Raw genomic sequence first — 22,730 nt, 5'->3', positions numbered from 1 at the left:
ATGCAAGAACGTCCAGCGTGTCAGGTGGTATATACAACCATATACAAGATCGGTCTACACGGTCCTCATTGCACCGCAACTCAGTCGCTCAGATGGATGCGAGATAGCCGCCGTCGACTGGGAGGCAATGCCCGGTGACATAGGCGGATCCCCCGCTCGCCAAAAACACAACGGCGCCGGCCAGATCCTGCATCGTGCCGAAGCGCCGCTGCGGGATCTTGGCCAGCATCGCTGTCTGCCAGTCGGAATCCTGATAAAAGGCATCCGTCATCGCCGTATGGAAATAGCCCGGAGCGATGGCGTTGACGCGGATGCCGAGCGATGCCCATTCCGCGGCGAGCGCGCGAGTCATGCCCAGGAGCCCAGACTTGGACGAACCGTAGGGCACCGCGGTCGGAATGCCGACATAGGAGGTCAGTGAGCAAAGATTGATGATCGCGCCACCGCTCTTGTCGGCAGCCATCCGCCGCGCCGCAGCCTGAGCACAGAAGAAGGCGCCCTTCAGATTGGTCGATACGATGCGGTCCCACACTGCTTCGTCCACGTCAAGCGAGGGCTGGACTTGTTCGTAGCCGGCGTTGTTGACCAGGATGTCGAGCCCGCCAAAGGCGTCCGCGACATCGTCGACCACAACGCGGATACGATCGGTGTCGAGCACGTCGAGAGACCGGCAAAGCGACCTTCGCCCGTTAGCGCTAATTCGGTCCGCCGTCTCACGAAGCGATGTTTCGTTACGGGCGGTCACCGCGACGTCGGCACCAGCTGCGGAGAGCGCCTCCGCCATGGCCTGGCCGATGCCGCGGCTGGCGCCGGTCACCAGCGCTTTTTTTCCCGTCAGGTCGAACAAGGGAGCGGCGTCCATGCTGTCACGGCTCCTGAATTTTCGAAATTGCATAAGGTCGGATTGAAAACGAACACCAGTTGCGGCCGGTTGTCTATACATCTTGCGATCTTCGCTGGCGGCAGATCACTGATCAGCGCCAGCAGAGCGGGATTGAGCCGTCATCTCCTGTAGTAGTCGCTGCTTGCTCAGGGCGTTCAGATAAACCGAGGCCGCTTGGCAATATCGGCGAAGATGACCTCGCCCAGCTCACGTTTTCGGGTAGCAAGCCATCACCTGCCATCTTGCTAGCAGTGCGATGAACGCTTATATCTGCGGCAAAGGGAGTTCTATATGGCCGAACCTCAGCTTTCCGTACGCAGTGCCAAGGCGCGCGATCTTGCGCACCGGCTTGCTCGACGCGAGAACCGCTCGATCGCCGACGTGGTCGAGCGTGCCCTGGAATCCTACGAGGTCCGGGAAGCAGGTCGCGAGCCGGCATCGACGTTCTACGCTCGTATTGCTAGCGCTTATGGCACCGAAATCGACCTTGAAGCAGTAATCCGGGATGATCGGCAGGTTCATGCGGGACCTGAGCTTTGATCTTCCTTGATACCAACGTCATTTCCGAGACGTTGAAGAAGTCGCCCGATCCTGCCGTGATCGCATGGTTGGTCCGCCATGACGCTGAACTTGCGCTTGCGACCGTGACGATTGCCGAGATCGCCTTCGGCATCCAGAAAATTCGACCAGATCAGCGTGCCGAGCGTTTGGAGCAGGGGCTCTCGGATTGGCGTCGTCGGTTTGCTGATCGGATCTTCGGGCTGACCGAGGAAGCCGCGATGGCCTACGGGGAAATCATGGGTACTGCCGTGCGGCAGGGCCGGGGGATGTCGGCGCCCGACGGCATGATTGCTGCAATCTCGAAGGTGAATGGTGGCCGCTTGGCGACGCGGAATTTGGGTGACTTCGGCACGACCGGTCTCAAGTTGTTTTCTCCGTGGGAGTTCTGACCTGGGATATGGGCTCATTCAGGACCGGAGCAGGGTCGGGGGGCGGGGTTTATCGCCTACTGGTCGCGTTGGTGAGGTTGAAGCGGAACCGATCGCGGCGCTTGAGACATTCAATTCATCCATGGCAGCAGGATGTTCTTGCGCTCCCCTGTCCAACCACCCTCGTTGCATGGCGGGTGATTGGACATTTTTCCATGGGAGGACAAGGTCACTATGTTAACGGCCCGCCCACGGTGCACGACCCCTGAGGACCTTGCCGGGCTGTGGTTGTTCTTCTTTGGGGGCTACAACGGGCTGAGGCAAGGAAGCCGTGTGACTGGTGTCCAAGGTCATTTCGCTGTTGTCGACGCCAGTAGCAAATCCGCGGGTGGGATCGCGATCCGGGTTTTGATTGGCAGCGAGCGAGACTCCCGTCGACATGGCAAGGAGGGCGATAGCCGTTACAAGCTTGTTCATCGTATTTTCCTTTCTTCGAATGAGCAGACCGGCCAATCGGCGTCTCGCGCGCTATGGACTCCTGCTTGCGTATCGCTGTCGGCTTTCTGTCCCGTCACTATGACGAGGCTTCCTGCTCACGATTGAAACTTACGCCGCGCATGTCGCAGAGGTTTGCCCGGGTGCCATCGAAATGTATCCGAATGTATGTGAAATCTACGCGAGAGCGCCGTAGCTCTTTAGACTTCGGTCGCTTCGCCAAATTTGGCTACAACTTTTTCTCGGCCGTCTGTCCACGTTTGGCGATGGCGACGTCGCTATAAATTGTGTGCCGGCTGCGTTGATGTGCCCATGAAAAGATGGTAACGCGATATTAAAGATTGTTTCGGGTCGTTACCTTGGGCGGGGCGAATGGGATTGGTGATACCGAGGGCATGGCTGTGCGCCGGCCTACTGATAGGCTTGATGATGTCCGCTACCCCGATGGAGAAAGCTTCGGCCGATGCGGTGCATGGTGCCATGGCCACCGGGCAGCGGACCTCCATCCCAGTCGGCTACATGGAGTTCTGCCGAAGGCAGGCCGAAGAATGCAGGATACGATCGGGCAGGGTCCCTCCAGTCCTTTTGAGCAGAGGCATGGAAAACAAGCTCGCGTCCGTCAACAAGCTGGTGAATGGATCGGTCAAGCCCGTGAGCGATCTTGCCGCACACGGAATAATGGAATTTTGGTCCTATCCTGTTAGCGCGCTCGGCGACTGCGAGGACTACGTCCTGCTTAAGCGTCAGATGCTCAATTTGGAGGGCATATCGCTCTCGAACCTTCTGATCACCGTCGTCAGAAAGAAGGACGGCGAGGGGCACGCAGTGCTGACGGTCAAGACCGACAAAGGCGACTATGTGCTCGACAACCTCAGCGATGATGTGAAGCTTTGGTCGGAAACTGGATACAGATTCCTAAAAAGGCAATCGTCCACGCATACCGGGCGCTGGGTCGCGATACTTGAACACCCCGATGTTCTGGTCGGGGCAGTCGACTGAACTGAACCTCTCGATTTGCAACTGAACAATAGCTGGCGCACCCGCGCCATGCACGAGAATGGCGGGAATGCCAGCCAGCAGTTCTCGCTGTGTTGAGACCTGTGGCCTTCCTCCGCCAGCGATCGATGTTGAGGGCTGCCTACCGCCGCCAAGCGCGATGACGAACCTGAGCTTTTCGATGGGCATCTGCCGCAGGTGCCGTCACTTGCGGCGCGCGCAGCGCCAGCCGGGCGATGCGTTAACTCCGACAGCCCGGCAGGGATCGACTACTTTCCGGTCCGGCCCAGGCACGTGGCCCGTGATCTTGAGTCGCACCCCAAGCGAGTTCCAACCTCGACGTTGCCTTGTTACGGGCACCGGAAAGTGCTTTCTTGCGGCGCTCGAGAAGCCATGTCCTTCGGCCGGAACCCGACTTCAGTCCGCGTCTGATGCCGGCAGAGCTTTCGATTCCGCCCGTTTTATGAACATACCGAAAATGCTGGTACTGATGAAATTAAGAGATGTTGCACTTGCTGTTATTTCGAAAAAACGCAGAGGCGTGGCCTGGTATAAGGTCTCTCAGAAAAAGGCCGATAAATACGGCTTCTATGTTTATTCCAGCCATATGGTCTGGAAGGACCAGCCATTTTTCCGAAAGGCGCTGCAGCGGGTCAAAGACATCCGTGGGATTCCAGATCCCCGGGCTTTCGTCCTGCAAAGCTGCTTGCGATCGATCGAGCGTATCGATGGCGACGTCGCCGAATGCGGCGTAAGGCAAGGCCGGTCGACGATATTCATGCTGATGAGCGATCTTCGGCCACGGCACTACCACCTTTTTGACTCGTTCGCTGGCCTCTCTGAACCGACCGCAGAGGATCGCAAGCCAAACGGACGAACGCCATGGAAGTCCGGCGATCTCAGCACCGACGAGAAGGTAGCCAGAGAGAATATTTCCGACTTCAGCAACACCACTTTTCATGTGGGATGGATACCGGAAACTCTTTCCAACGTATCTGACCGGCGTTTCGCCCTGGTCCATATTGACGTCGATCTATACGAGCCGACACGAGACGCGCTCGCCTTCTTCTACGATCGGGTATGCGCGAATGGCATGATCGTATGCGACGACTACGGCTCTGCGCTCTGTCCTGGAGCCCGAAAGGCATTTGACGAATTCTTCGAAAACCGCCCGGAAGGCATTATCGAACTTCCAACGGGGCAGGCGATTGTCGTAAAGGCAAGCTAGAGCTGAACGGCTCGACGAAGCAAACTACGTTTGAAGAACTGTTCAAGATCGTCGATGACTGATCTCTTTACGTGCCGTAACTCCTCTCTATAGCGGCGAGCAAGCCCTCCCTAGGTGACAACTGGAAGGAAAGGTAATGGAGATTGTCTCGTTCCAGGCAGACTTGACCAAGCACCGCCCGAAGAACGGATTTGCCTTCAGCGCTCGTTGTGACGACATGCGCGTCTTGAAACGTCCGAGCCACTGCAACCGGTGACGGAACCCATGCGACCTGTCTGCTTGTCAATGCACGCCGAATTTCTGCGCGCGAAGCAACTCCCATCGTGAAGAATATCGTAAGGAGTAAATACTGAGGCGTTTCGGATTGTTGCGGCGCGCGAACTGGCAAAGTCGTCATACTTCGTGTTTGGTTTGTTCGATGCCATCAAACGAATAGGTTTAATGTATCCGAGTTGGTGGCGGAGCCGAAGATACTTTCGTCGAACTCGCTCTAGCAATGTCACAATGGCTCCATGATCTTCATAGCCGGCCGGCGACAGCAATGCCCGACACCTGGTCCGCTTCGCCGCTGGCCGCAATCAAGAGGATTCAAGATTGACTATAACTTCGAACGAAGTCAGACGTCAGGTATCAGTTTGGCGCATGGGTGACGGCGCCGAGAGAATTTTCATGGATCGGCAGGAGCGAGGGTCGTCAGAGAACGATACATCGCATCGGGAAACGGAATGAGCGCAAAGAAACGAATTTCAGCGGCCCTGGCATACCCGCTGGTCAAGCGCCTGATCATCGAGAACCTGCCGCCGCACATAAAGCTGTATCTCGCCGGATTGCTGTGTTCGATCGCAGCTGCGGCGGCGACCGGCGCAACGGCTTGGATCATGAGTGTCATGATCAACAGCATTTATGTGGAACGGAACGCCACCGCCGCATTGGGTATCAGCGCCGTGATCATCGGCATTTTCCTGGTCAAGGGGATCGCTGACTACTGCCAGACTATCACAACGGGGAAGATTCGCCGGGCTATCGTTTCGGACCTTCAAAACCGCCAGTTTTCCCGAATGGTGCGATTCGACATCAACAGGTTCGCCAACCAGCATCCGGCGAAATTCGTCTCCAAGATCATGTTCAACGCGCGCGCCGGGGCCGCCGTTATTCTTACCCTCACGAGCAGCACCGTCTCCGATGTGCTGAAGCTGATTGCCCTGGCAGGCGTCATGGTCAAGCAGGATCCGGTGATGTCGGTGATATCCGTGGCGGTTCTACCCCTGCTATTCCTATCCGTGGGCGCCATAACCAGGAAGCTCAAGGCGCTGGCAAGGGGCGAGACGGAGTTGGCTGCACTGGTCCAGTCGATCGGCACGGAAGCCGTCGAAGGTATCCGCACTATCAAGTCCTTCCAGCTCGAAGACAAGGCGGCCGCCAGCTTCGCAAAGGCCGTCCGCAAGATGGAAAGGCGCGGCATCCAGATCAACCGCACATCGGCGTTGATGAGTCCGTTGATGGAGACAGGCGGCGGCGTGATCATCGGTCTTTTTGTTATCTATGCCAGTTGGCAGACCCTCGGCAACGGCAAGACGCCGGGCGAATTCATGGCCTTCATAACCGCCTTTATGCTTGCCTATGAACCAGCCAAGCGGCTGGCCCGGGTCAATGTCGATATCCAGAAACAAATGGTGGCCGTCGGGCAGATGTATGACTTGATCGACACGCCCGAACAACGACAACTCGCAACCGCAGGCGAGCACCTTACCGATGTCGAGGGCGGCATCCGGTTTGAAGATGTGGCCTTCTCCTATGAAGGCAATAGCCCGGCGCTGCACGGTGTTTCCTTCGAGGTGCGACCTCGTGAGAAGCTGGCGATCGTCGGCCGCTCCGGCGCCGGCAAGACAACCATCGTCAATCTGATCCTGCGCCTGATGGAGCCGGACAGAGGCAGGGTTCTCCTCGACGGAAAGGACATTGCGAAGATCAGCCTGGCCGACGTCCGCGACAATATCGCACTGGTATCACAGGATGTCTTCCTGTTCGAAGGCTCGATCCGTGACAACATTCGCGACGGACGCCCGAACGCCACCGATCGGGAGATCGAGTCCGCGGCCGACCTAGCCCGGGTCACCAGCTTTGCCTCTAACCTGGAAAACGGGCTCGACACGCTGGTGGGGCCGAGCGGCACCAATCTGTCGGGCGGGCAGAAACAACGCGTTGCCATCGCGCGCGCGCTACTCAAGAATGCTCCCGTGATTGTCTACGATGAAGCAACATCCGCTCTCGACGGCGAAAACGAACGGGCGGTCATGGAAGCAGCCTTCGACGATGCATTTCAGCGCACGGTGATCTGCATTGCCCACAGGCTTTCAACCATCAAGGCGGCCGATCGTATTCTGGTATTCGATGCTGGCATCCTCGCGGATTCCGGGACTCATGAAGAGCTTGCCGGGCGTAGCGAAATCTATCGCTCGATCTTCCATCTGGAAGCGTCCGCTCCGATCATTGAAAGCGGCAAAAAGCTGCGGCAGAGCGTATCGCGCTGAAGGCCGATGACCAGTTTTTACCACGGTTCCTACATCCGGTATATGATTGGTGGATTGGGTCTGCAGTTGCGCCGATACACAAAGGCCGTGCGGAGGCTGTATACCGGCGCCAAGCCTGGTTCCGTTCTTGAACACCAGGCCAGGGTCGACGCGCTGATCGCGCGCAGGGACTGGACAGGCCTTGAAGCAAGTACCAATGAAATGGCCATCATGGCCGATCGTGCCCGAGACCCCGAGATGATGCAGAAGGCAGGCCAGGCGTTCGAACGGCTGGGTAACTTTGCGCGTGCGGCCGAGCTTCGGCTTTCCGCTCGCCGGCAACGAAAAGGGAAAGCTGCCAATGAATGGACTGGAGAAGACCTCGGTTCGGATACACTGCTGATCGATCTTGTAGAGGATGACCCTCGCAGTGTTGGCCGAGTTATTCGCCATGCGCGACTGGCCGGCGCTGCCGCTGCATGTGCGCAAGGTGCGACAATTCGTGTCGAGCCACGTCTCGTACCACTTGTGCAGCGAACGTTCCCGACTGCGACCGTGGTCCCAGCGCAGCAGAATGTCGTTGCTGACAAATTTGCGACCTTCGAAAATCTCGCCTGGGTTTTCGGTCGCGATGCCGAAAGACTTGCCGCCGATTTCGTGCCGCTGCGGGCAGATACTGAACTCGTCGAGACATTCCGCAAGCGCTATCGCTCGATGACGGATCTGCCACTGGTGGGTCTGTCCTGGGGCAGCAAATCCCACACCAAGGACGTGCCTGATTTCCCCGAATGGGCACGGTTCATCGCCCAGACACACGCGACATTCGTTTCCCTCCAGTACGGACAGATCAAGCCGGCGCTGCGGCGCCTGCGCAACGGTAATGACGCGCGGCTTATCTATGATGACAGTGTCGACCAGATGGTTGATATGGACCGTTTTGCCGCGCAGGTCGGCGCGCTCGATGCCGTCGTAACGATCAGCAATACGGCGGCCCATCTGTCCGGAGCACTCGGTGTTCCGACTGTTTTTCTGATCGACGACAAGTTTCAAACAGCGTGGCCAGTGATTGGCGATCGAACGCCCTGGTATCCTAACGGCGTCGTCATTCGCAAGGAAGGACGCCCGTGGCCGGTAGTGCTCGACGGCGTCGGCCGGCGGCTCTCGTCGATTCTGACGGCGCGTACGACGCTGTCTGGCGATAGTTGAGGGTCGCCGTGCCGAACAGACGATCCATCCTTGAAAAGGCAAAAGCCGCCGACCTGCGTCCGCAAGGTGTTGACGGCAAGCGGCTGCAGAAGGTTCTCGATCGGGCAAAGAAGTTTTTCAGGCGCCCCTCGCGCCATGCTGACGAAAGTGTCAAACGCCATGCGAGCCTGATGGCGCAGAGTATCGAGCAGCGTGACTGGCAGGTGGCCCGGGAGCATGCGCTGGCACTCGGCCTGCTCGGTGAGCAGCTTGGCGATCGAGGGCTTCTCAAAAAAGCCGGGCGTGGACTGAGACGTCTCGGCGGCGGCAATCGTGCCTGGCAGTTGATTGCGTCGAGCAAGCAAGTGCCCGGCCGGCCCGAATGGGATGGCAGTGATCTTGCGGGTCGCAGGCTTGCCGTTGAGCGGCGCGAAGGCGATCTTGCAATCTTCCTCCAGTTCGCATCACTGCTTGGGCCGGCGGTCGCAGCTGCCGACCGATGCATCGTCTTCGTCGAGCCGCGACTCGCGCCACTTTATCGCCGAACCTATCCCGCGCTCGATGTCAGGCTAGAGGGAGAAGGGGAGGTTGCGGCGGTGGACGCCGCTGTCTTCGCCTGCTTCGAGACACTGGCGAGGCACTTCTGGCCAGATGAGCCGACAGCACGTGCGCCATTCATTCCGTTGGAGCCGGACCGCCGACTGGTTGCCGAGCTACGCAGCAGCTATCTCGATCGCGGCCCGGGGCCTCTGATCGGCTTCGCCTGGGGAAGCCTGAACAAGGGCAAGGACCTGCCGGCTCTGGACGACTGGCGGGCGCTGCTCGGCAATCTGCCGGGACGTCTCATCAGTTTGCAATACGGCGATGTCGGGCCAGCGCTCTCCGAATTCGAACGCTGGGCGCCTGGACGCATTATACATGATGCTTCCGTCGACCAGTTGTCGGATATGGACCGCTTTGCCGCACAAATCACAGCACTCGATGCGGTGGTGACGATCAGCAATACCGGCGCCAATCTGGCGGGAGCGCTTGGCGTTCCGACTGTCGTCATGCTCGACGACGGTTTTCGGCTGTCGTGGCCCGCATTTGGCGAGACCGTAGCCACATTCCCAAGCGTTCGACTGGTTCGAAAGGGCGGCCAGGCATGGGCCTCCGCAATGCAGGAAGCAGGTGGACGGGTTGCGCAAATCATCGGTGGAGCTGGCGATGGCCGCTAGCCAACTTCTTCGCCGGTTCCGCCGCGTTGTCGCGCTTGCCGGCTACAGATACAAGGTCTGGTTCCGTCGTCACCGGCGGCAGCTTTTCCTTCGCTGGCGTGATGGCGACTTTGCCGATCAGATGGCGGATTATCGGCGAAGCATCGAGGCGCGCGATTGGTCGGCCGCACTGCCGAAAGCCCTGGCTCTGGGGTCAATTGCGAAGTCGAGGGGCGAGGTTCACCTGCTCGACGAACTTAGCAAGGCGCTGATGCGTATGGGCGCCTACGGCCCGGCGGCCGAACTCAAGATCGCCCGGCGCCACGTCGTTGAGGGGCGCGTCAACGGCGAATGGCTCGGCCAGGATATCTCGGACCAGGTCCTGCTCGTCGATCTGATGGAGACCGAAAAACAGGGTCTGGCCACCGCGATCCATCATGCGAGTTCCGTCGGTCGTGCGCTCGCCCGGGCCGCTCGTTTGATCGTCCTGGTCGAGCACCGGTTGGTGCCGCTCTTTCAGCGGACATTTCCCGCCGCCGATGTGCGAGCTGTCGGTCCCGGGAACAGGACCGCCTACGCCGAGGCGCAGGCCTTTGCGGGCGTTCAGCATCTGACGGCCGTGTTCGAGACAGATGAGACCACGATCAGGGAGCATTTCGTCCCCTTGAAGCCGGATCCGGCGCGGGTCGCTGAACTTCGCGCCCGTTATTGGAAGGATGACCTGCCGTTGGTCGGCGTCGCATGGGGCAGTTCCAATCCCGGCAAGGACCTGCCGCCACTTACGGCGTGGCGAGGGCTTATCAGCCGTCCGGACCTCCGGTTCGTTTCGCTGCAATATGGCCAGGTCGAGTCCGACCTGAAGATCCTGACCGATGGCGAGCTCGCGCGTATCGTCCATGACGGATCAATCGACCAACTCGTCGACATGGACCTTTTCGCGGCGCAGGTTGCCGCGATGGACGCCGTGGTAACCATCAGCAACACCGGGGCGCATCTGGCGGGCGCACTCGGCATCCCGTCGGTCTTTATTCTTGGTGATGGTTTCAAGCGCTCCTGGCCGGTCGAGGGCGATCGCACACCCTACTATCCTTCCGCCGTGCTGGTCTCGAAACGGGAACGGCCTTGGGCCGCGGTGATGGAAGACGCTCAACACCACATGGGCTCACTCATCAGCGCCGGTTGAATCCACCACGCAAGGCATGGCGACGTGTCCTAGGCAGGTTACAACCGGCGGGAGTCAAGCGCCTTTCTTGACGGCGAGACCATTGTAAACTAACCGGCGGGCGGTCGTTCTAAATTTTACCGATAAGAGGCGATGCATATCTTTGGGGAGTAATTTGGGAAACAAGGCGTCTTCTCGTATCAGCGATAGCTTTGTGCAGCGGCTCCTCGATGCGTACCGGCTTGTGCATCCAGGAAATCTGTTCAAGCGCGGTCGTATCTACGCTCGAGGCAGGGCCGCCACGAGGACTGTCTACTTCGTCCCACACAACCGCAACAATGTTCGCCTGCTGGCTGACGCGGCAGATATCCTGGCTGACCACGGCATCCGCTGCGTGTTCGCGCATCTTGATGGATTGAAACGCGGCGGCGTAGCGCGGCCTGAACTCAACGCCCGGGGAATATCGCATATCGGCTTTGCCGAGCTCGAGCGGATGATCAGGCCGGGTGACATGCTGGTGACTGGAAGTGACTATGCGCCGCAATTTTTTAGGCGATTCATAGATACCATCAACTTCGGCATGGTTCGTGTGATCGGCCTCGTCGGAGGTGCGCGAGAGCTGCGGCCGCATCGATTTATGAGAGCTGACTACATCCTTTCGATGGGGCCAGCGACGCTGCAGCAAAGACGGCAGCCGACATACGTTGTCGGCTCCCCGGTCATTGAGCGTGCCGCCGCAAGCGCTGGCGCCAGGCACGAAGAAGGGCTTTTTGTGCTGGTGAACTTCAAGGGGGATATCGAAGACCCCGCAGATCGCCAAGCGATTGAAGCCGTGGCAGCCGCATGTGCGAAACTTAGCCTTCCCTATGTCGTCAGTGTCCATCCCACGATGTTCGCAAAAGTCGATATGCCGAACAAATCGCCCCTGGATTTCGCACAGCTGCTCCCGGACGCTCTGGCGCTCGTAACGCGCCCAAGCACCACTGTTTACGAAGCAATCGCCTGCGGCATTCCGGTGGTGCTGTTTCCGCTGGTTTCGCCCATGGTCGAGTTCGACAGCCCTATGGGCGCTTTCAAACCAACATTGTCGGAGCATGACCTCGTCGAAAATATCCGTGCTGCGGTCAGATCAAGGCCGACCTATTTTGAGCAAAGCCGGGACTTCCTCAATGCGAATCTGTCGATTGATCCAAAGGTGCCGGCTTCGCAACGGATCGCCAATGCCTTAATCGATATTTACAATCGCTGATCTGCTCGATCAAAGTGCCCGCAATCGGAGTCCCGAAGTTGAGCATGTTGTCCGCCTTTTTTAAAGCCTGCCCTCCTTGTCGTCTCGTTTCTCAAATCCAGGCGGACCTGGCTGCGCGTAATGCTTGACGATGTGGGCGTCGCCGACCAGAAGAATCTTAGTGACATTGCGCAAATCGACCCGACAAATCTTGCTACAAACGGCTCCGAGCGCGACACTGCGGTGTCTGATATCTCAGGTCAAAAACGCCATTGGCTGGAGCAGGTCCGAAATGGCTCGATGGAGCCTCTCAGCGGCATGGCATATCTTGTACCAACGACAGGGCAGGTGTGAATTGATCCGATGCAAAGGCTTTGTCTGCGGATGCGGACACAGCGGCACCACGCTGATAGCTACGATTCTTGCCTCGCATGCCGATGTCTTTTTGCCATTCGAAGAAACCAACGTGTTTTTCAAATGGGCTCCACTTGCGCTGTATCGCTACTCGAAGCTGAAACGGGCGGCCATTGGGGCGGGCAAGTCGGTGCTGCTTGAAAAGACACCGCGTCATATCAGGCGTGTCGACCGGATACGACGGCTGGTGCCGGGCGCGAAGTTCGTGATGCCGGTACGCGATGGGCGCGATACCGTTGCTTCGCTGACAAGGCGGCTTGGCGACGCGACCGCGAGCCTGGATCGCTGGATTTCAGACAACACAATGGTGCTTGCCGAGCGCGGCAGCAAGGACGTCCTGATTTACCGCTACGAAGATCTTGTCGATGACCCTGAAGCGACCGTCGAAAAGATCTGCACCTTCCTGGGATTATCGTTCGACCAGAGCTTGCTCGACTATCATCGGAACCCGCAACAATGGTTCACACTTGATGCGCAACCCCAACATGCCGCGTTGCGCAACCAACAAGTGAACCAGCCAATTTATGATGGCCGCGGCCGCTGGAAGACCGAACTGGGTCAGCAGGAATTGATGGAGCTTACCGAGGGGCGTGGGAAACCCCTGATGCAGGCGTTCGGGTACATCTGAGACCGCCGCGCGACCGCTTTACTCTGGAAGCGCGCGCGGATAGCCAAACTGATCGAAGTCGCGCTCATACGCGCGATAGATCGTATTAGCCAGTTCTGGCGTGAAATAGTCAGCAAGCCTGCGGCGCGAGGAGGTGTGCAGAGGTGGCATCGCCGCGCGTCTCATCTCGTCGCTTGCACCGACATGATCCAGAACCCGTTCGAAGTCCTGTGCGAAAGTCTCTGTCTTGCCGACGAGGTCGAACGCCACTCCTGGAAGATCGATGATGTCGCTTTGCCTCTGCCAATGCTTGTCGATGCGCCATGTGGAAGTCGCGCAGGCAAAGGCGACGAAATCTGCAAAGGACAGGCTCTTGTCGGGACCTACAGGCAGCGCCGGATTGGCCCTTTCGCGGTAGGCTAGATAGACCTCCACCCTGCCATAACCAGGCACAAGCGGACGGTCGCGATACTGGTCGGCCCAGCACGACAAAAGTCGGGTATAGGGATTGCGAACGAAGGTAAATCGTAAGGCTTCGGGACTTGTGGCCATGCGATAGAACTGCAGGACGCCATGGCGAGGCGCCTGCAAGTTCGACGCCTTTCGGTTGTGCACCATCCAGTTCTGATCGCTGCGCCACCCCGACACGGTGTCGTTTCCGATCATGGCTGCAAGGTTGCTGCGAATACGGCTGCTCGCCGCCTTTGGCGTGGCGAGGTACAGAATCTTGAGTTGCGGGACTACGTCGATCAGGTCGTCCGGCAGATATGCGGTTTCCATGGCCCTGCGGTAAAATGCCAGCGCCTCGGGATTGCGCCAGCTCAAAACCTGCTCGACAACCCGCCACCGAAGCGACCGCAGTTTGGGCCTCAATTGGCGTTCGATTTTCCTCAATCCCCGAGCTTGCTTCGATTTGGGGACGGGAATCTCATACGCCAGGTGGGGAGGGCTGCTATTCATCCGCTGCTTCCTATTAGCTTCTAAATGCCTCACCGCTGGCAAAACCGCAAGCGACAGTGGACAATCGATTCCAGATCCGCCTTCGTCTTGGTCCCGACTTCCTGATCTATTGCTATGAGAATCATTTGACGACCCAAAAACGGCCCGTCGAGAAGGTCTGTGCACGTGGAACTATCGTTCGATCAGTGTTGCTGGACGTCGTCAGAATTCACAACAATGATTACAGTTGACGCGCAACCGGCCGCCGAGATTGGGAGGCGTATGGACGAGGCGCGACAAAACACGTGGTTGCTCATCGGCCAAGTTTGATCGACATGAGTCGTCATGTCATAAGGTCCGGAAGCCGGGTCCTTAGCAATCGGCAACTGATAGGGATGTTTGCGAGGTGACCATGAAATTACTGCGGTGGCTCAAACCCAAGGCAGAAGAAAATTCCAGTAATTTAGGCCTTTGCATTTCCTACCCAAAATCGGGGCGGACCTGGTTAAGAGTCATGCTTGATCAGCTTGCCGTCGGTCTTGATTATACCCACGCCGGCAGCGCGTTCCACAGCAAAGATTTCCGCTCTACCGAAGCTTTTGTGGGAAAGCGGCCCCTGCTTTTTTTGTATCGCAATCCGATCGACACAACAATTTCAGGATATTTTCACGTCACCAAACGCGAAGCGTGGCGCGGCTTATTCCAAGGCGATTTGTCGAGCTATGTACGAGACCCACAGTTTGGTATCGAGAGGACCCTCCGTTATAATGCAATGTGGCTGGCGGCAATAAGCGAAAGAGACGATGTGTTGATCACGCGATACGAAACGCTCCACAGCGATGCCGCCTCCGAGCTTAGACAAATCGCGAAATGGTTAAATGTAGAACCAGACGAGGAGAAAATTACGAAAGCAATTGACGTCGGTCGATTTGAGTCCATGAGAAACAAGGAATCCTCTGGGCAAAGCGATGAGCGCTATGGTCACCGCTTAAGAACGGTAGACAGCACCGATTCCGATAGTTTTAAAGTTAGACGTGGCGTAATTGGCGGGTATAAGGACTACCTTGCCGAGAGCGAAATCTTATACTGCAAGAATATCATGGAACGCTATGGGATATCTGAATAGAAGTAAACATAATCTTCACGCCGGCAGCGCGAGCGGATAGCCAAACTGGTCAAAATCGCCCTAATGCGGGTGATTTACCAATTCACCAGTTCCGGAGTGCAAAAGGACGTAGCGAGATCGCATGGATTTGTCACAGCATGATCAACCGGTTCAAGCTGAACCGAAGACGCCTATTGTGTTCGTACGCCAGCGCTATGCGCCTTTTGGCGGAGGCGAGATCATGCTGGAAAACATCATGGCCGCGTTCGCCGCTCGTCAACGGCCGGTGGCCGTGCTGTCCGGCGACTGGCCGCGATATGGAGGCGTAGAATTCATCCATTGTGCCGGCCGCCGGTTTCCCCGCTCCCAGCGGGCGACATCCTTTGCTCGAGCCGCATGCCGCAAGATCGCCGAAATACCACCGGCCTTGGTGCAGAGCAACGATCGCCTCCCGTGCTGCGATGTCTTCCGGGCCGGGGAAGGCGTTCATGCCGCCTATCTTGCCGAGCGGCGGCGTTTCGAGACGCGGCTCGGCAGGGCAGCGATGGCGCTGAGCCCCTTTCATCGCCAGACGATGCGTCTTGAACGCGCAACCTATGCCAGCCCACGGCTTAAGGCCGTGATTGCCATTTCGAAAATGGTGGCTGAGGATATTATCCGTCACTACGACTATCCAGCCGAGCGTGTGCAGCACATTCCCAACGGGGTTGACCTGGGCCGCTTCAACCTGGAACTGCGCCAACGGCATCGAACCGCGGTCCGCTCACGGCTCGACATTAGCGATAACAGGTCGGTCATTCTCTTCGTGGGCTCGGGTTTTACGCGAAAAGGACTTCTCCCATTGATGAAGGCTGTCGCCACGCTGGATGGGGAGCCGGAGCTATGGGTCATTGGCCACGATTCGCGCGCCAATGCCTTCAAGCAGGCCGGCGACAAACTTGGTCTTGGCGCAAGGCTCAGGATGCTGGGGCCACAGAAAGACACGCTGCCATGGTACGGCGCGGCGGACATTGCCGTGCTGCCTTCCATTTATGATCCATTCGGCACAGTGGTGATCGAAGCCATGGCCAGCGGCTTGCCCGCCGTGGTAAGCACCGGGTGTGGAGCGCGCGAGCTTGTCGATCGGTTCGACCCGACGCTTGTTTGCGACGCAGCCAGCGTATACGACCTCGCCGCCGGGGTTGCCCGCGCGCTGCAGCTGTCGTCACGGCCTGAGACTGCGGCCAAGGTCAGAGCGGCGGCCGAACACTACGATTTCAACGTCATGATCAAGAGAATGATAGCGCTCTACGAAAGTCTCGACCTGAATTAATTTTCGACATTTTTTTTGAATCCGTTAGTATCACTCGAAGTGCCAACAGGCCTGGGGGCAGTTTCATTTGAACAACATTAGCAATTTTGATGCCGGAACCGTCTGATCGTGCCGGCGCTCTCTGTCATCATAATCAGCCGCAACGAGGAAGCCTGCATTGCGCGTTGCCTCCGCTCGGTACACTTTGCCGACGAAATCGTCGTCCTCGACAATAACAGCACCGACCAAACCAGGGACATCGCCAGTGGACTCGGGGCCAAGGTCCTGATCACCCTCGATTGGCCGGGTTTCGGCGCCCAAAAAAACCGTGCCCTCGCCGCGGCGACAGGCGATTGGGTCCTTTCGCTTGATGCCGACGAATGGGTCGAGCCACCGCTGGCTGCAGAAATCAGAGGCGCTATCGCCAACCCAAAAGGCTATGACGGCTTCGAAATACCAAGAAGATCCCGCTTTTGTGGGAACATCGTCCGCCATGGCGGCTGGTCGCCCGATCTGGTGCTCAGGCTTTTCCGTCGACAGTCCGGGCGCTTCAGCAACGACACGGTGCACGAGAAAGTTGTGGTGAATGGGAAGGTCACGCGATTGTCCCACGCTATGGAGCATGACTCCATCGCCGACCTGGCAGACGCGCATGACAAGATCGGCCGATACGCAGAAGCGTCCGCGGCGCGGCTGCTTGCCGAGGGCAGAAAAAGCTCGATAAGCAAGGCGGTCTTCCGCTCGCTCTGGGCCTATATGAACAGCTACGTTTTCAAGCTGGGATTTCTGGATGGTTCGACCGGTGCGATGGTCGCCGCTTATTCGGCCAGCTACACCTATCAGAAATGGGCGCTTGTCGCATTGGGCAGCGAGACGAAATCCGCCGAAAAAAGCCGGCCCGCGGTGAAAGGCAAATCCGTGCGGTTCAGAAATCGTCCTGGCTAATTTCTGCACCATTGTTGCCGAGTTGTTGCCAGACAGTTAGTGTATGACCGTTTTGAAATCAGGAGCCAAGGTACTGAATATGACTGATGCGTTTAGGGTATTCGTTGGATGGGACAGCCGTGAACCGATCGCCTACGACGTAGCGCGGCACTCTCTGCTTAAAAACGCTTCGGTGCCTGTCTCCGTTATTCCAATTAAACAGGACGAACTGCGCGCTCGTGAACTGTATTGGAGGGAAAAAGATCCGCTCGCGTCAACAGAGTTCACCTATACGCGATTTCTCACGCCTTTTCTCGCCGACTACACGGGTTGGGCCTTGTTCTGCGATTGCGACTTCCTGTGGCTCGGTGACGTCGCAGGTTTGCTGGAATACACGAAGTCGGATAAGGCGGTCTATTGCGTCCAGCATGACTATACGCCGAAGGCCACTACCAAGATGGATGGCGTGGTTCAGACATCCTACCCTCGAAAGAACTGGTCCTCGCTGATGCTGTTCAATTGCGCGCATCCTTCGGTTAAATCGCTTACGCCAGAGGTCGTGAACCGCGAAAGTGGCGCCTACCTCCACCGAATGCAGTGGGTTGCCGATGAGGACCTGGGCTCGCTGCCTGTAGAGTGGAACTGGCTTGAAGGTTGGAACGAAAAGCCGGCGCATGGCACACCCAAGGCGGTCCACTACACAAGCGGTGGTCCGTGGTTTGCCGAGTGGCAGAATGTCGACTATGCGGATCTGTGGATAGCCGAACGCGACGAATTCTTGAGTAATGCCGATCAAACGGAAGCTTCTCTTTCGCGCTCGGCGAGCCGGTAGCTAATCCAACCGATCGGCCCGATTACATCAGACGTTTCGTCGAGGTCGCCGGCAACGCGTGGTTCGTGCAGATCGGCGAACAGACCGCGCGTGTCTGGCCGAAATCGAACCGAGCGGGCCGTCGCAAAGCCATTTTTGGCGGCGTGCTTTCCAGCGCGCCAATGAATCGCCTTGGGCCAATCGCACCCGGTTCAATTCCGCAGGGCATTGCGGCATTTGTTCGCGGATTGCTTACCACTCCGGATCGAATGAGTTTGCACTCGCTACTGTGATTTTCTGAGGATCACCTCTGGCGGAGCTATTGGCCCTCCGATGCCTGTTGGCCCAATCGGCCCGATGAGACGGGACGGGGCCGCAGCCCAGAGGACGATATGCGGTCGCCTTTGAAAAGCGGGGAGCTCGATCGTTTCGTGTCGTATTGATGGGGTGTAGCCAGTCGCATCGACACAGGGCAGGGCAGTCTATCGACAAACCGAACATCCCGTTCAGCCTACCCGCGATGGTAGGCCGGATTCAGGAGGCTTGAGGCGATGGCGAAAAGAAGTGCCGGCATCCTGCCTTACCGCAGATCGACCAACGAACTGCAGGTGTTGCTTGTCCATCCGGGCGGGCCGTTCTGGCAAAGCCGCGATCTTGGCGCCTGGTCGATTGCAAAGGGCGAGTATGATGCTGACGAACAGCCGGAAGCTGCGGCGCGTCGGGAATTCGTGGAGGAAACCGGCTGGGAGCTCCAGGGAGCACTGCTTCCGCTGGGGGAACTGCGCCAGCGCGGCGGCAAGCTTATTACGGCCTTCGGCGTCGCTGGCGATTTCGACGCCGGCACTTTGCGTAGCAACTTGTTCGAGATCGAATGGCCGCCGCGCAGCGGCCGCATGCAATTCTTTCCAGAGATCGATCGCGCAGGGTGGTTCGGCCTCGATATCGCCCGGGAAAAGCTGCTTGTCGGCCAGCGGCCTTTTCTCGACCGGCTTGTGGTATCTGTCTAAGGGGAGACCCAATGGCCGACTGACATCTTCGTCGTGTTTATCGATAGACGCTGGTGATCGCTATCCTACGGCACGAAGATGAGGAACAGATAGGCGACAAATACGACGAGATGAACGAGCCCCGTCAGCATCGTTGTTCGGCCCGTCCCAAAGCTCACGATGCTGATGGCAAGCGCGAGGATGAGTAGCACGGTATCCCCCGGGCCTAGACCAAGAGTCAGGCTTCGTCCGGTGAGCAGGCTCGCCGCACCGATTGCCGGGATCGTCAGGCCGATTGTGGCGCAGGCCGAGCCGAGGGCGACATTCAGTCCTCGCTGAAGTTCGTTATTGAGCGCTGCCCGAACTGCCGATACCGCCTCCGGCATAAGCACAAGCGCAGCGACGAAGAAGCCCACGATTGCGTCCGCCTGGGTGACTTGAAGAAACTCGAGCCCATTCTCGATGCTGCCGGCCACCTGCTCGGTCAGAAGAACGATCCCTGCCAGTCCGACAAATAAAAGGAGCACGCTGGTGGTCACGCTCCCACCCTCAGCTACATGCTCCTCATGTTCGGCGCTGGACGTCAGATCCTCGATAAAATCGCCCCGATGGCGCACCATCTGGGCAAAGACGAACGCTCCATAGAGGAGGATTGAAAGAACGCTTACGAAAGCGAGTTGCGATGCGGAGAACGCACCGGGGCTTGTTGCAAGAGTGTAGTTTGGAAGGATCAGCGTAAGAACCGTCAGCGCCATAATGACGGCAAGGGAAGCGCTGGTGCCCTGTCGTTTGATGTCCTGATATCGATGCTTCAGCCCACCCAGGGTGAGGCAGACCCCGACCACACCAGTGCACACGATCATGACCGTCGAAAACACGGATTCGCGTGCCAGCGTCGGGTTGTTCTCACCATGCAGCATCATCGAAACGATGACTGATGCTTCGATGGCCGTCACCGAAAATGTCAACAGCAGCGTGCCATAAGGTTCACCGAGCCGCTGTGCGACGGCTTCGGCATGATGCAAAACCACAAACACCGTCGCGAAGATGAAGATAGCGACCACGATCAACGCAAGGATCTTGATCGAAAGCAGCGAATGCTCGATCGACGCGGCGCCGAAATGAATGAGCGCGGCCAGGCCCAAGGAGCCGATTGGGAACAGATATTGGCCGATCGATCGTCGATGAACAGCCAAGACGGATTTCCTTCATCGCCATCGACGGTCGCAGATCGAGTATTACAGAGACTGACCGAAGCCCCACGGTCTCAGTGTACTTGCGGCTGCCGGCTCGTTCAATGGCCGCGGCCGATCGGTTTGTACTAACGAAACTGCCGAGCTCGATGCCGCATGTGCCAAATCCCAATTAAGCCTTGAGTTTTTGCGCTTACCGCAATAGCTAGGTGCTACCAGGCCGGGCCCCTCTGGCAGTCCATCAGGACTGTGATGTCGGACTGGAATTCAATCCGGGTGGCCTGGCTTTGAGATTTCTTCAGCTGTAGCGGCATTTCTCTTGTCATACGCGGTGTCCGCGTTGCTCTACGGTTATGCTCACAAGCCGCGTCACCCCTAGCTGAACGTAAGGGTGCCGTATGACAGAATTTTTTAGTCCTGAAGCAATGACCGCTCTGTTGCAGGTCATCATGATCGACCTGGTGCTGGCCGGTGACAACGCCATAGTTATCGGCCTTGCCGCGGCCGGACTACCCAAAGAGCAGCGCAGAAATGCAATCGTCGTTGGTATAATCGCAGCGGCCGTTCTGCGCATTGGCTTTGCGGCCGCGACAACCCAGCTCCTGCAAATCGTCGGCTTGCTGTTGGCTGGCGGTATATTGCTGTTGTGGGTGTGCTGGAAGATGTGGCGCGAACTCCGGCAAGACCATGCGCAAGAAAAACAGGCGATCGAAGCGCTTTCGGAAAGTGACGTCGACTACGATGGCGTCGTAGCTGGCAAAGCTCCACGCAAGACCCTGGCGCAGGCAACCTGGCAGATCATCATCGCCGACGTCTCCATGTCGCTCGACAATGTTCTGGCGGTAGCGGGTGCTGCGCGCGAACATCCGAACGTGCTGATCTTCGGCCTTGTCCTCTCCGTCGCGCTGATGGGCATTGCTGCAAACCTCATTGCCAATCTGCTTCAGAAGCATCGTTGGATTGCCTATGTCGGGCTGGTGGTCATCCTCTACGTGGCTGGCGACATGATCTATCGCGGTGCGCTTGAACTTCTGCCTCACGTCACGAGTGCTTGAGACACAGAAGGTAGGCCGGCCGGAACGACGTCGTTCCGGCCGGGTCCTGCCTCTGGGCAAGGCTAATGGCGCAAATATTCCCTGCCTCGGCTCGCGCCCTTACCATTTGGAGCGCGCTTGCTCGATCCGGCGGTAGAAAGAATATCGCCGTGCTCAGATCCGTGTGAGTCGCGGTTTGCCCCCACGCAAACGACCAAACCGGAAGGCATCTGATACGGCTGAGCGGACCATAAGCATCTCGCCTATGGTTTCGTGTGTCATGAGCCCGACCAGCCGGTCGGAATTGTCCACGACGGCTACGGCAGGTACATCTGCCTGCTGCATGAGCCGCAAGCTTTCCTCGAGACTTCTGCGGTAGTGTATTTTCGGGATATCGCTCCGCATTGCGCTCGCGACCGGTTCGGCAGGCCCCTTTTCCTTCAATGTCCGGATCATGTCGTTGCGTGTCACCAATCCTTCAAGATGGCCGGCGGAGTCGATGACAGGGAAGTCGTGTTGCGTGGTCGCGAGCAGCATCTCGATTGCCTCGTCGAGCGTCGCCGATCGTTCCAGCCGCGCGAACTCGGTGATCATCACATCCGCGACCAGGACGCTCGTGGCTACCTCGCGGATCTGTGCGTTCTGCGCTTCGGCTGCCGCGGCGAGATAGACGAAGATGCCGATGAAAATCAGCAGCGGGTTGTAGAACAGCCCAACGAAACCGAAGACGAAGGCCAATCCTTGCCCGATCGTGGCGGCGATCTGGGTCGCGCGCGACCAGGAGAGGCGGGCGGCGAGTGCGGCGCGCAGGATACGGCCGCCATCCATCGGGAAGGCCGGGATCATGTTGAAAAGGACCAGGAAGACATTGACCCCGGCAAGCCTGGCGAGAAAATTCATACGCGGATCCTCGATCCCGGCCATCTGTTCGACGTCCGCCGACCCGCCGATGAAGACGAAGATCAGCGCGGCGATCGCGACATTGACCAGCGGCCCCGCGACCGCGATCACGAACTCCTGCCCCGGCTCTTCGGGCATGCGTTCGAGCCTGGCGACACCGCCGATCGGGAAAAGCGTAATATCCGGCGTGCTGATGCCGAAATACCGTGCGGCGGCGATGTGGCCGAACTCATGCAGGACCACGCAGGCAAAGACGGCAATGATGAAGGCAACGCCTTGCCAGGCCGCTGGCGTGCCGCCGATCTGATAGTGCGTCAGCCAAATCCAAACGAGCAGAAGCAGGAAGGTAAAGTGAACGCGCACGGTGGTGCCGGCGATCGTCCCGAGGTTCAGCGACCAACCCAAATCCGTCCACTCCGAGAGGCCCCACCTTCACCCTGGGCTTTGGCAGGACGCTTGCAATCGTTCGAGAACATCAGGCTCAAGCTCATCGTCTGCGACGAGGGCCACCCCGACTGGGAAATACCCTGCCTTGGTGTCGCGCGGTCCCGCACCAAAAAGAGTTTATCACGACATGACATCCCGGTGAACGTCTTGGCGCCGACGTGATCCGATGCGTCCGCGTCGGGACCATGGCGCCGGGGGGGGGGGGGGGGGGGGGGGGGGGGGGGGGGGGGGGGGGGGGGGGGGGGGGGGGGGGGGGGGGGGGGGGGG

The 22,730-nt window shown here is 58.3% G+C and carries 23 protein-coding genes; 17 read left to right on the top strand and 6 right to left on the bottom strand.

The features are described 5' to 3' along the window. Positions 1 to 88: 88 nt before the first annotated feature. Positions 89 to 862 carry an SDR family NAD(P)-dependent oxidoreductase gene (locus tag AC0L25_RS28505; protein WP_473598531.1) on the bottom strand — a complete coding sequence of 258 codons (774 nt, stop codon included), beginning with the start codon at positions 860 to 862 and terminating at the stop codon, positions 89 to 91. A 312-nt stretch (positions 863 to 1,174) separates the two neighbouring features. Here AC0L25_RS28505 and AC0L25_RS28500 point away from each other — a divergent pair, with 312 nt between their 5' ends. Further along, positions 1,175 to 1,423, top strand: a complete 249-nt coding sequence (locus tag AC0L25_RS28500; RefSeq protein ID WP_352954191.1) for a plasmid stabilization protein — start codon at positions 1,175 to 1,177, stop codon at positions 1,421 to 1,423. Further along, positions 1,420 to 1,833 carry a PIN domain-containing protein gene (locus tag AC0L25_RS28495; RefSeq protein ID WP_473598530.1) on the top strand — a complete coding sequence of 138 codons (414 nt, stop codon included), beginning with the start codon at positions 1,420 to 1,422 and terminating at the stop codon, positions 1,831 to 1,833. The genes AC0L25_RS28500 and AC0L25_RS28495 overlap by 4 nt, the downstream gene beginning before the upstream one ends. A gap of 216 nt (positions 1,834 to 2,049) precedes the next feature. On the opposite strand, the gene AC0L25_RS28490 is transcribed toward AC0L25_RS28495, so the two are convergent. Continuing rightward, positions 2,050 to 2,289: a hypothetical protein gene (locus tag AC0L25_RS28490; protein ID WP_473598529.1), complete on the bottom strand. Its 240-nt coding sequence runs from the start codon at positions 2,287 to 2,289 to the stop codon at positions 2,050 to 2,052. 390 nt (positions 2,290 to 2,679) lie between these two features. On the opposite strand from AC0L25_RS28490, the gene AC0L25_RS28485 reads away from it, so the two are divergent. Both AC0L25_RS28485 and AC0L25_RS28480 read left to right on the top strand, forming a co-directional pair. Continuing rightward, complete coding sequence (locus AC0L25_RS28485; RefSeq protein ID WP_473598528.1) at positions 2,680 to 3,306, top strand: transglutaminase-like cysteine peptidase; 627 nt, start codon at positions 2,680 to 2,682, stop codon at positions 3,304 to 3,306. A gap of 475 nt (positions 3,307 to 3,781) precedes the next feature. After that, entirely contained in the window at positions 3,782 to 4,531 is a 750-nt protein-coding gene (locus AC0L25_RS28480; RefSeq protein ID WP_473598527.1) for a TylF/MycF/NovP-related O-methyltransferase, read from the top strand. A 667-nt stretch (positions 4,532 to 5,198) separates the two neighbouring features. Here the strand turns inward: AC0L25_RS28480 and AC0L25_RS28475 are convergent. Next, the gene (locus AC0L25_RS28475; RefSeq protein WP_473598526.1) at positions 5,199 to 5,420 is read right to left on the bottom strand and encodes a hypothetical protein; all 222 of its coding nucleotides are present in this window, start codon (positions 5,418 to 5,420) and stop codon (positions 5,199 to 5,201) included. Between AC0L25_RS28475 and AC0L25_RS28470 the strand changes: the two genes are divergently transcribed. The 7 genes from AC0L25_RS28470 (at position 5,410) to AC0L25_RS28440 (ending at position 12,854) form a co-directional block, all read left to right on the top strand. Next, entirely contained in the window at positions 5,410 to 7,062 is a 1,653-nt protein-coding gene (locus AC0L25_RS28470; protein ID WP_473598525.1) for an ABC transporter ATP-binding protein, read from the top strand. The two genes, AC0L25_RS28475 and AC0L25_RS28470, sit on opposite strands and share 11 nt — an antisense overlap. Positions 7,063 to 7,068: 6 nt before the next feature. Continuing rightward, positions 7,069 to 8,247, top strand: a complete 1,179-nt coding sequence (locus tag AC0L25_RS28465) for a glycosyltransferase family 9 protein (RefSeq protein WP_473598524.1) — start codon at positions 7,069 to 7,071, stop codon at positions 8,245 to 8,247. A gap of 8 nt (positions 8,248 to 8,255) precedes the next feature. Further along, the gene (locus AC0L25_RS28460; protein WP_473598523.1) at positions 8,256 to 9,443 is read left to right on the top strand and encodes a glycosyltransferase family 9 protein; all 1,188 of its coding nucleotides are present in this window, start codon (positions 8,256 to 8,258) and stop codon (positions 9,441 to 9,443) included. Beyond that, positions 9,433 to 10,605 (top strand): glycosyltransferase family 9 protein, encoded by a 1,173-nt coding sequence (locus tag AC0L25_RS28455; protein WP_473598522.1) that lies wholly within the window; start codon positions 9,433 to 9,435, stop codon positions 10,603 to 10,605. Before AC0L25_RS28460 ends, AC0L25_RS28455 begins: the two co-directional genes overlap by 11 nt. Before the next feature lie 154 nt (positions 10,606 to 10,759). Continuing rightward, entirely contained in the window at positions 10,760 to 11,833 is a 1,074-nt protein-coding gene (locus tag AC0L25_RS28450; protein WP_473598521.1) for a glycosyltransferase, read from the top strand. A gap of 120 nt (positions 11,834 to 11,953) precedes the next feature. Further along, positions 11,954 to 12,166 (top strand): hypothetical protein, encoded by a 213-nt coding sequence (locus AC0L25_RS28445; RefSeq protein WP_473598520.1) that lies wholly within the window; start codon positions 11,954 to 11,956, stop codon positions 12,164 to 12,166. 1 nt (position 12,167) lies between these two features. Next, positions 12,168 to 12,854 carry a sulfotransferase family protein gene (locus tag AC0L25_RS28440; protein ID WP_473598519.1) on the top strand — a complete coding sequence of 229 codons (687 nt, stop codon included), beginning with the start codon at positions 12,168 to 12,170 and terminating at the stop codon, positions 12,852 to 12,854. Positions 12,855 to 12,872: 18 nt separating this feature from the next. Here AC0L25_RS28440 and AC0L25_RS28435 read toward each other — a convergent pair whose 3' ends face one another. After that, on the bottom strand, positions 12,873 to 13,793 hold the full coding sequence (locus AC0L25_RS28435; protein ID WP_473598518.1) for a sulfotransferase family 2 domain-containing protein: 921 nt from the start codon (positions 13,791 to 13,793) through the stop codon (positions 12,873 to 12,875). Positions 13,794 to 14,184: 391 nt separating this feature from the next. Between AC0L25_RS28435 and AC0L25_RS28430 the strand changes: the two genes are divergently transcribed. The 5 genes from AC0L25_RS28430 (at position 14,185) to AC0L25_RS28410 (ending at position 18,910) form a co-directional block, all read left to right on the top strand. After that, entirely contained in the window at positions 14,185 to 14,898 is a 714-nt protein-coding gene (locus AC0L25_RS28430; RefSeq protein WP_473598537.1) for a sulfotransferase domain-containing protein, read from the top strand. Between the two features lie 121 nt (positions 14,899 to 15,019). Continuing rightward, positions 15,020 to 16,189 (top strand): glycosyltransferase family 4 protein, encoded by a 1,170-nt coding sequence (locus AC0L25_RS28425; RefSeq protein ID WP_473598517.1) that lies wholly within the window; start codon positions 15,020 to 15,022, stop codon positions 16,187 to 16,189. Between the two features lie 108 nt (positions 16,190 to 16,297). Continuing rightward, complete coding sequence (locus tag AC0L25_RS28420; RefSeq protein WP_473598516.1) at positions 16,298 to 17,113, top strand: glycosyltransferase family 2 protein; 816 nt, start codon at positions 16,298 to 16,300, stop codon at positions 17,111 to 17,113. A 43-nt stretch (positions 17,114 to 17,156) separates the two neighbouring features. Then, positions 17,157 to 17,924, top strand: a complete 768-nt coding sequence (locus AC0L25_RS28415; protein ID WP_473598515.1) for a glycosyltransferase — start codon at positions 17,157 to 17,159, stop codon at positions 17,922 to 17,924. A 530-nt stretch (positions 17,925 to 18,454) separates the two neighbouring features. Next, positions 18,455 to 18,910, top strand: coding sequence for an NUDIX hydrolase (locus AC0L25_RS28410; RefSeq protein WP_473598514.1), 456 nt, complete (start codon positions 18,455 to 18,457; stop codon positions 18,908 to 18,910). A gap of 65 nt (positions 18,911 to 18,975) precedes the next feature. Here AC0L25_RS28410 and AC0L25_RS28405 read toward each other — a convergent pair whose 3' ends face one another. Next, on the bottom strand, positions 18,976 to 20,085 hold the full coding sequence (locus AC0L25_RS28405) for a calcium:cation antiporter (RefSeq protein WP_473598513.1): 1,110 nt from the start codon (positions 20,083 to 20,085) through the stop codon (positions 18,976 to 18,978). Positions 20,086 to 20,480: 395 nt separating this feature from the next. Here AC0L25_RS28405 and AC0L25_RS28400 point away from each other — a divergent pair, with 395 nt between their 5' ends. Next, positions 20,481 to 21,137, top strand: coding sequence for a TerC family protein (locus AC0L25_RS28400; protein ID WP_473598512.1), 657 nt, complete (start codon positions 20,481 to 20,483; stop codon positions 21,135 to 21,137). 153 nt (positions 21,138 to 21,290) lie between these two features. On the opposite strand, the gene AC0L25_RS28395 is transcribed toward AC0L25_RS28400, so the two are convergent. Next, on the bottom strand, positions 21,291 to 22,421 hold the full coding sequence (locus tag AC0L25_RS28395; protein WP_473598511.1) for a site-2 protease family protein: 1,131 nt from the start codon (positions 22,419 to 22,421) through the stop codon (positions 21,291 to 21,293). Positions 22,422 to 22,730: the final 309 nt, after the last annotated feature.

It is taken from the genome of Mesorhizobium sp. WSM4813 (genome assembly GCF_055811555.1).
This window is presented reverse-complemented; position numbering and strand designations above follow the sequence as displayed.

Bases quoted from the DNA above. Each gene is read 5' to 3' on its own strand.
- AC0L25_RS28505 (WP_473598531.1), bottom strand. From the start codon at position 862: ATGGACGCCGCTCCCTTGTTCGACCTGACGGGAAAAAAAGCGCTGGTG.
- AC0L25_RS28500 (WP_352954191.1), top strand. From the start codon at position 1,175: ATGGCCGAACCTCAGCTTTCCGTACGCAGTGCCAAGGCGCGCGATCTT.
- AC0L25_RS28490 (WP_473598529.1), bottom strand. From the start codon at position 2,289: ATGAACAAGCTTGTAACGGCTATCGCCCTCCTTGCCATGTCGACGGGA.
- AC0L25_RS28485 (WP_473598528.1), top strand. From the start codon at position 2,680: ATGGGATTGGTGATACCGAGGGCATGGCTGTGCGCCGGCCTACTGATA.
- AC0L25_RS28480 (WP_473598527.1), top strand. From the start codon at position 3,782: ATGCTGGTACTGATGAAATTAAGAGATGTTGCACTTGCTGTTATTTCG.
- AC0L25_RS28470 (WP_473598525.1), top strand. From the start codon at position 5,410: ATGAGTGTCATGATCAACAGCATTTATGTGGAACGGAACGCCACCGCC.
- AC0L25_RS28475 (WP_473598526.1), bottom strand. From the start codon at position 5,420: ATGACACTCATGATCCAAGCCGTTGCGCCGGTCGCCGCCGCAGCTGCG.
- AC0L25_RS28465 (WP_473598524.1), top strand. From the start codon at position 7,069: ATGACCAGTTTTTACCACGGTTCCTACATCCGGTATATGATTGGTGGA.
- AC0L25_RS28455 (WP_473598522.1), top strand. From the start codon at position 9,433: ATGGCCGCTAGCCAACTTCTTCGCCGGTTCCGCCGCGTTGTCGCGCTT.
- AC0L25_RS28445 (WP_473598520.1), top strand. From the start codon at position 11,954: ATGCTTGACGATGTGGGCGTCGCCGACCAGAAGAATCTTAGTGACATT.
- AC0L25_RS28435 (WP_473598518.1), bottom strand. From the start codon at position 13,793: ATGAATAGCAGCCCTCCCCACCTGGCGTATGAGATTCCCGTCCCCAAA.
- AC0L25_RS28430 (WP_473598537.1), top strand. From the start codon at position 14,185: ATGAAATTACTGCGGTGGCTCAAACCCAAGGCAGAAGAAAATTCCAGT.
- AC0L25_RS28425 (WP_473598517.1), top strand. From the start codon at position 15,020: ATGGATTTGTCACAGCATGATCAACCGGTTCAAGCTGAACCGAAGACG.
- AC0L25_RS28415 (WP_473598515.1), top strand. From the start codon at position 17,157: ATGACCGTTTTGAAATCAGGAGCCAAGGTACTGAATATGACTGATGCG.
- AC0L25_RS28410 (WP_473598514.1), top strand. From the start codon at position 18,455: ATGGCGAAAAGAAGTGCCGGCATCCTGCCTTACCGCAGATCGACCAAC.
- AC0L25_RS28400 (WP_473598512.1), top strand. From the start codon at position 20,481: ATGACAGAATTTTTTAGTCCTGAAGCAATGACCGCTCTGTTGCAGGTC.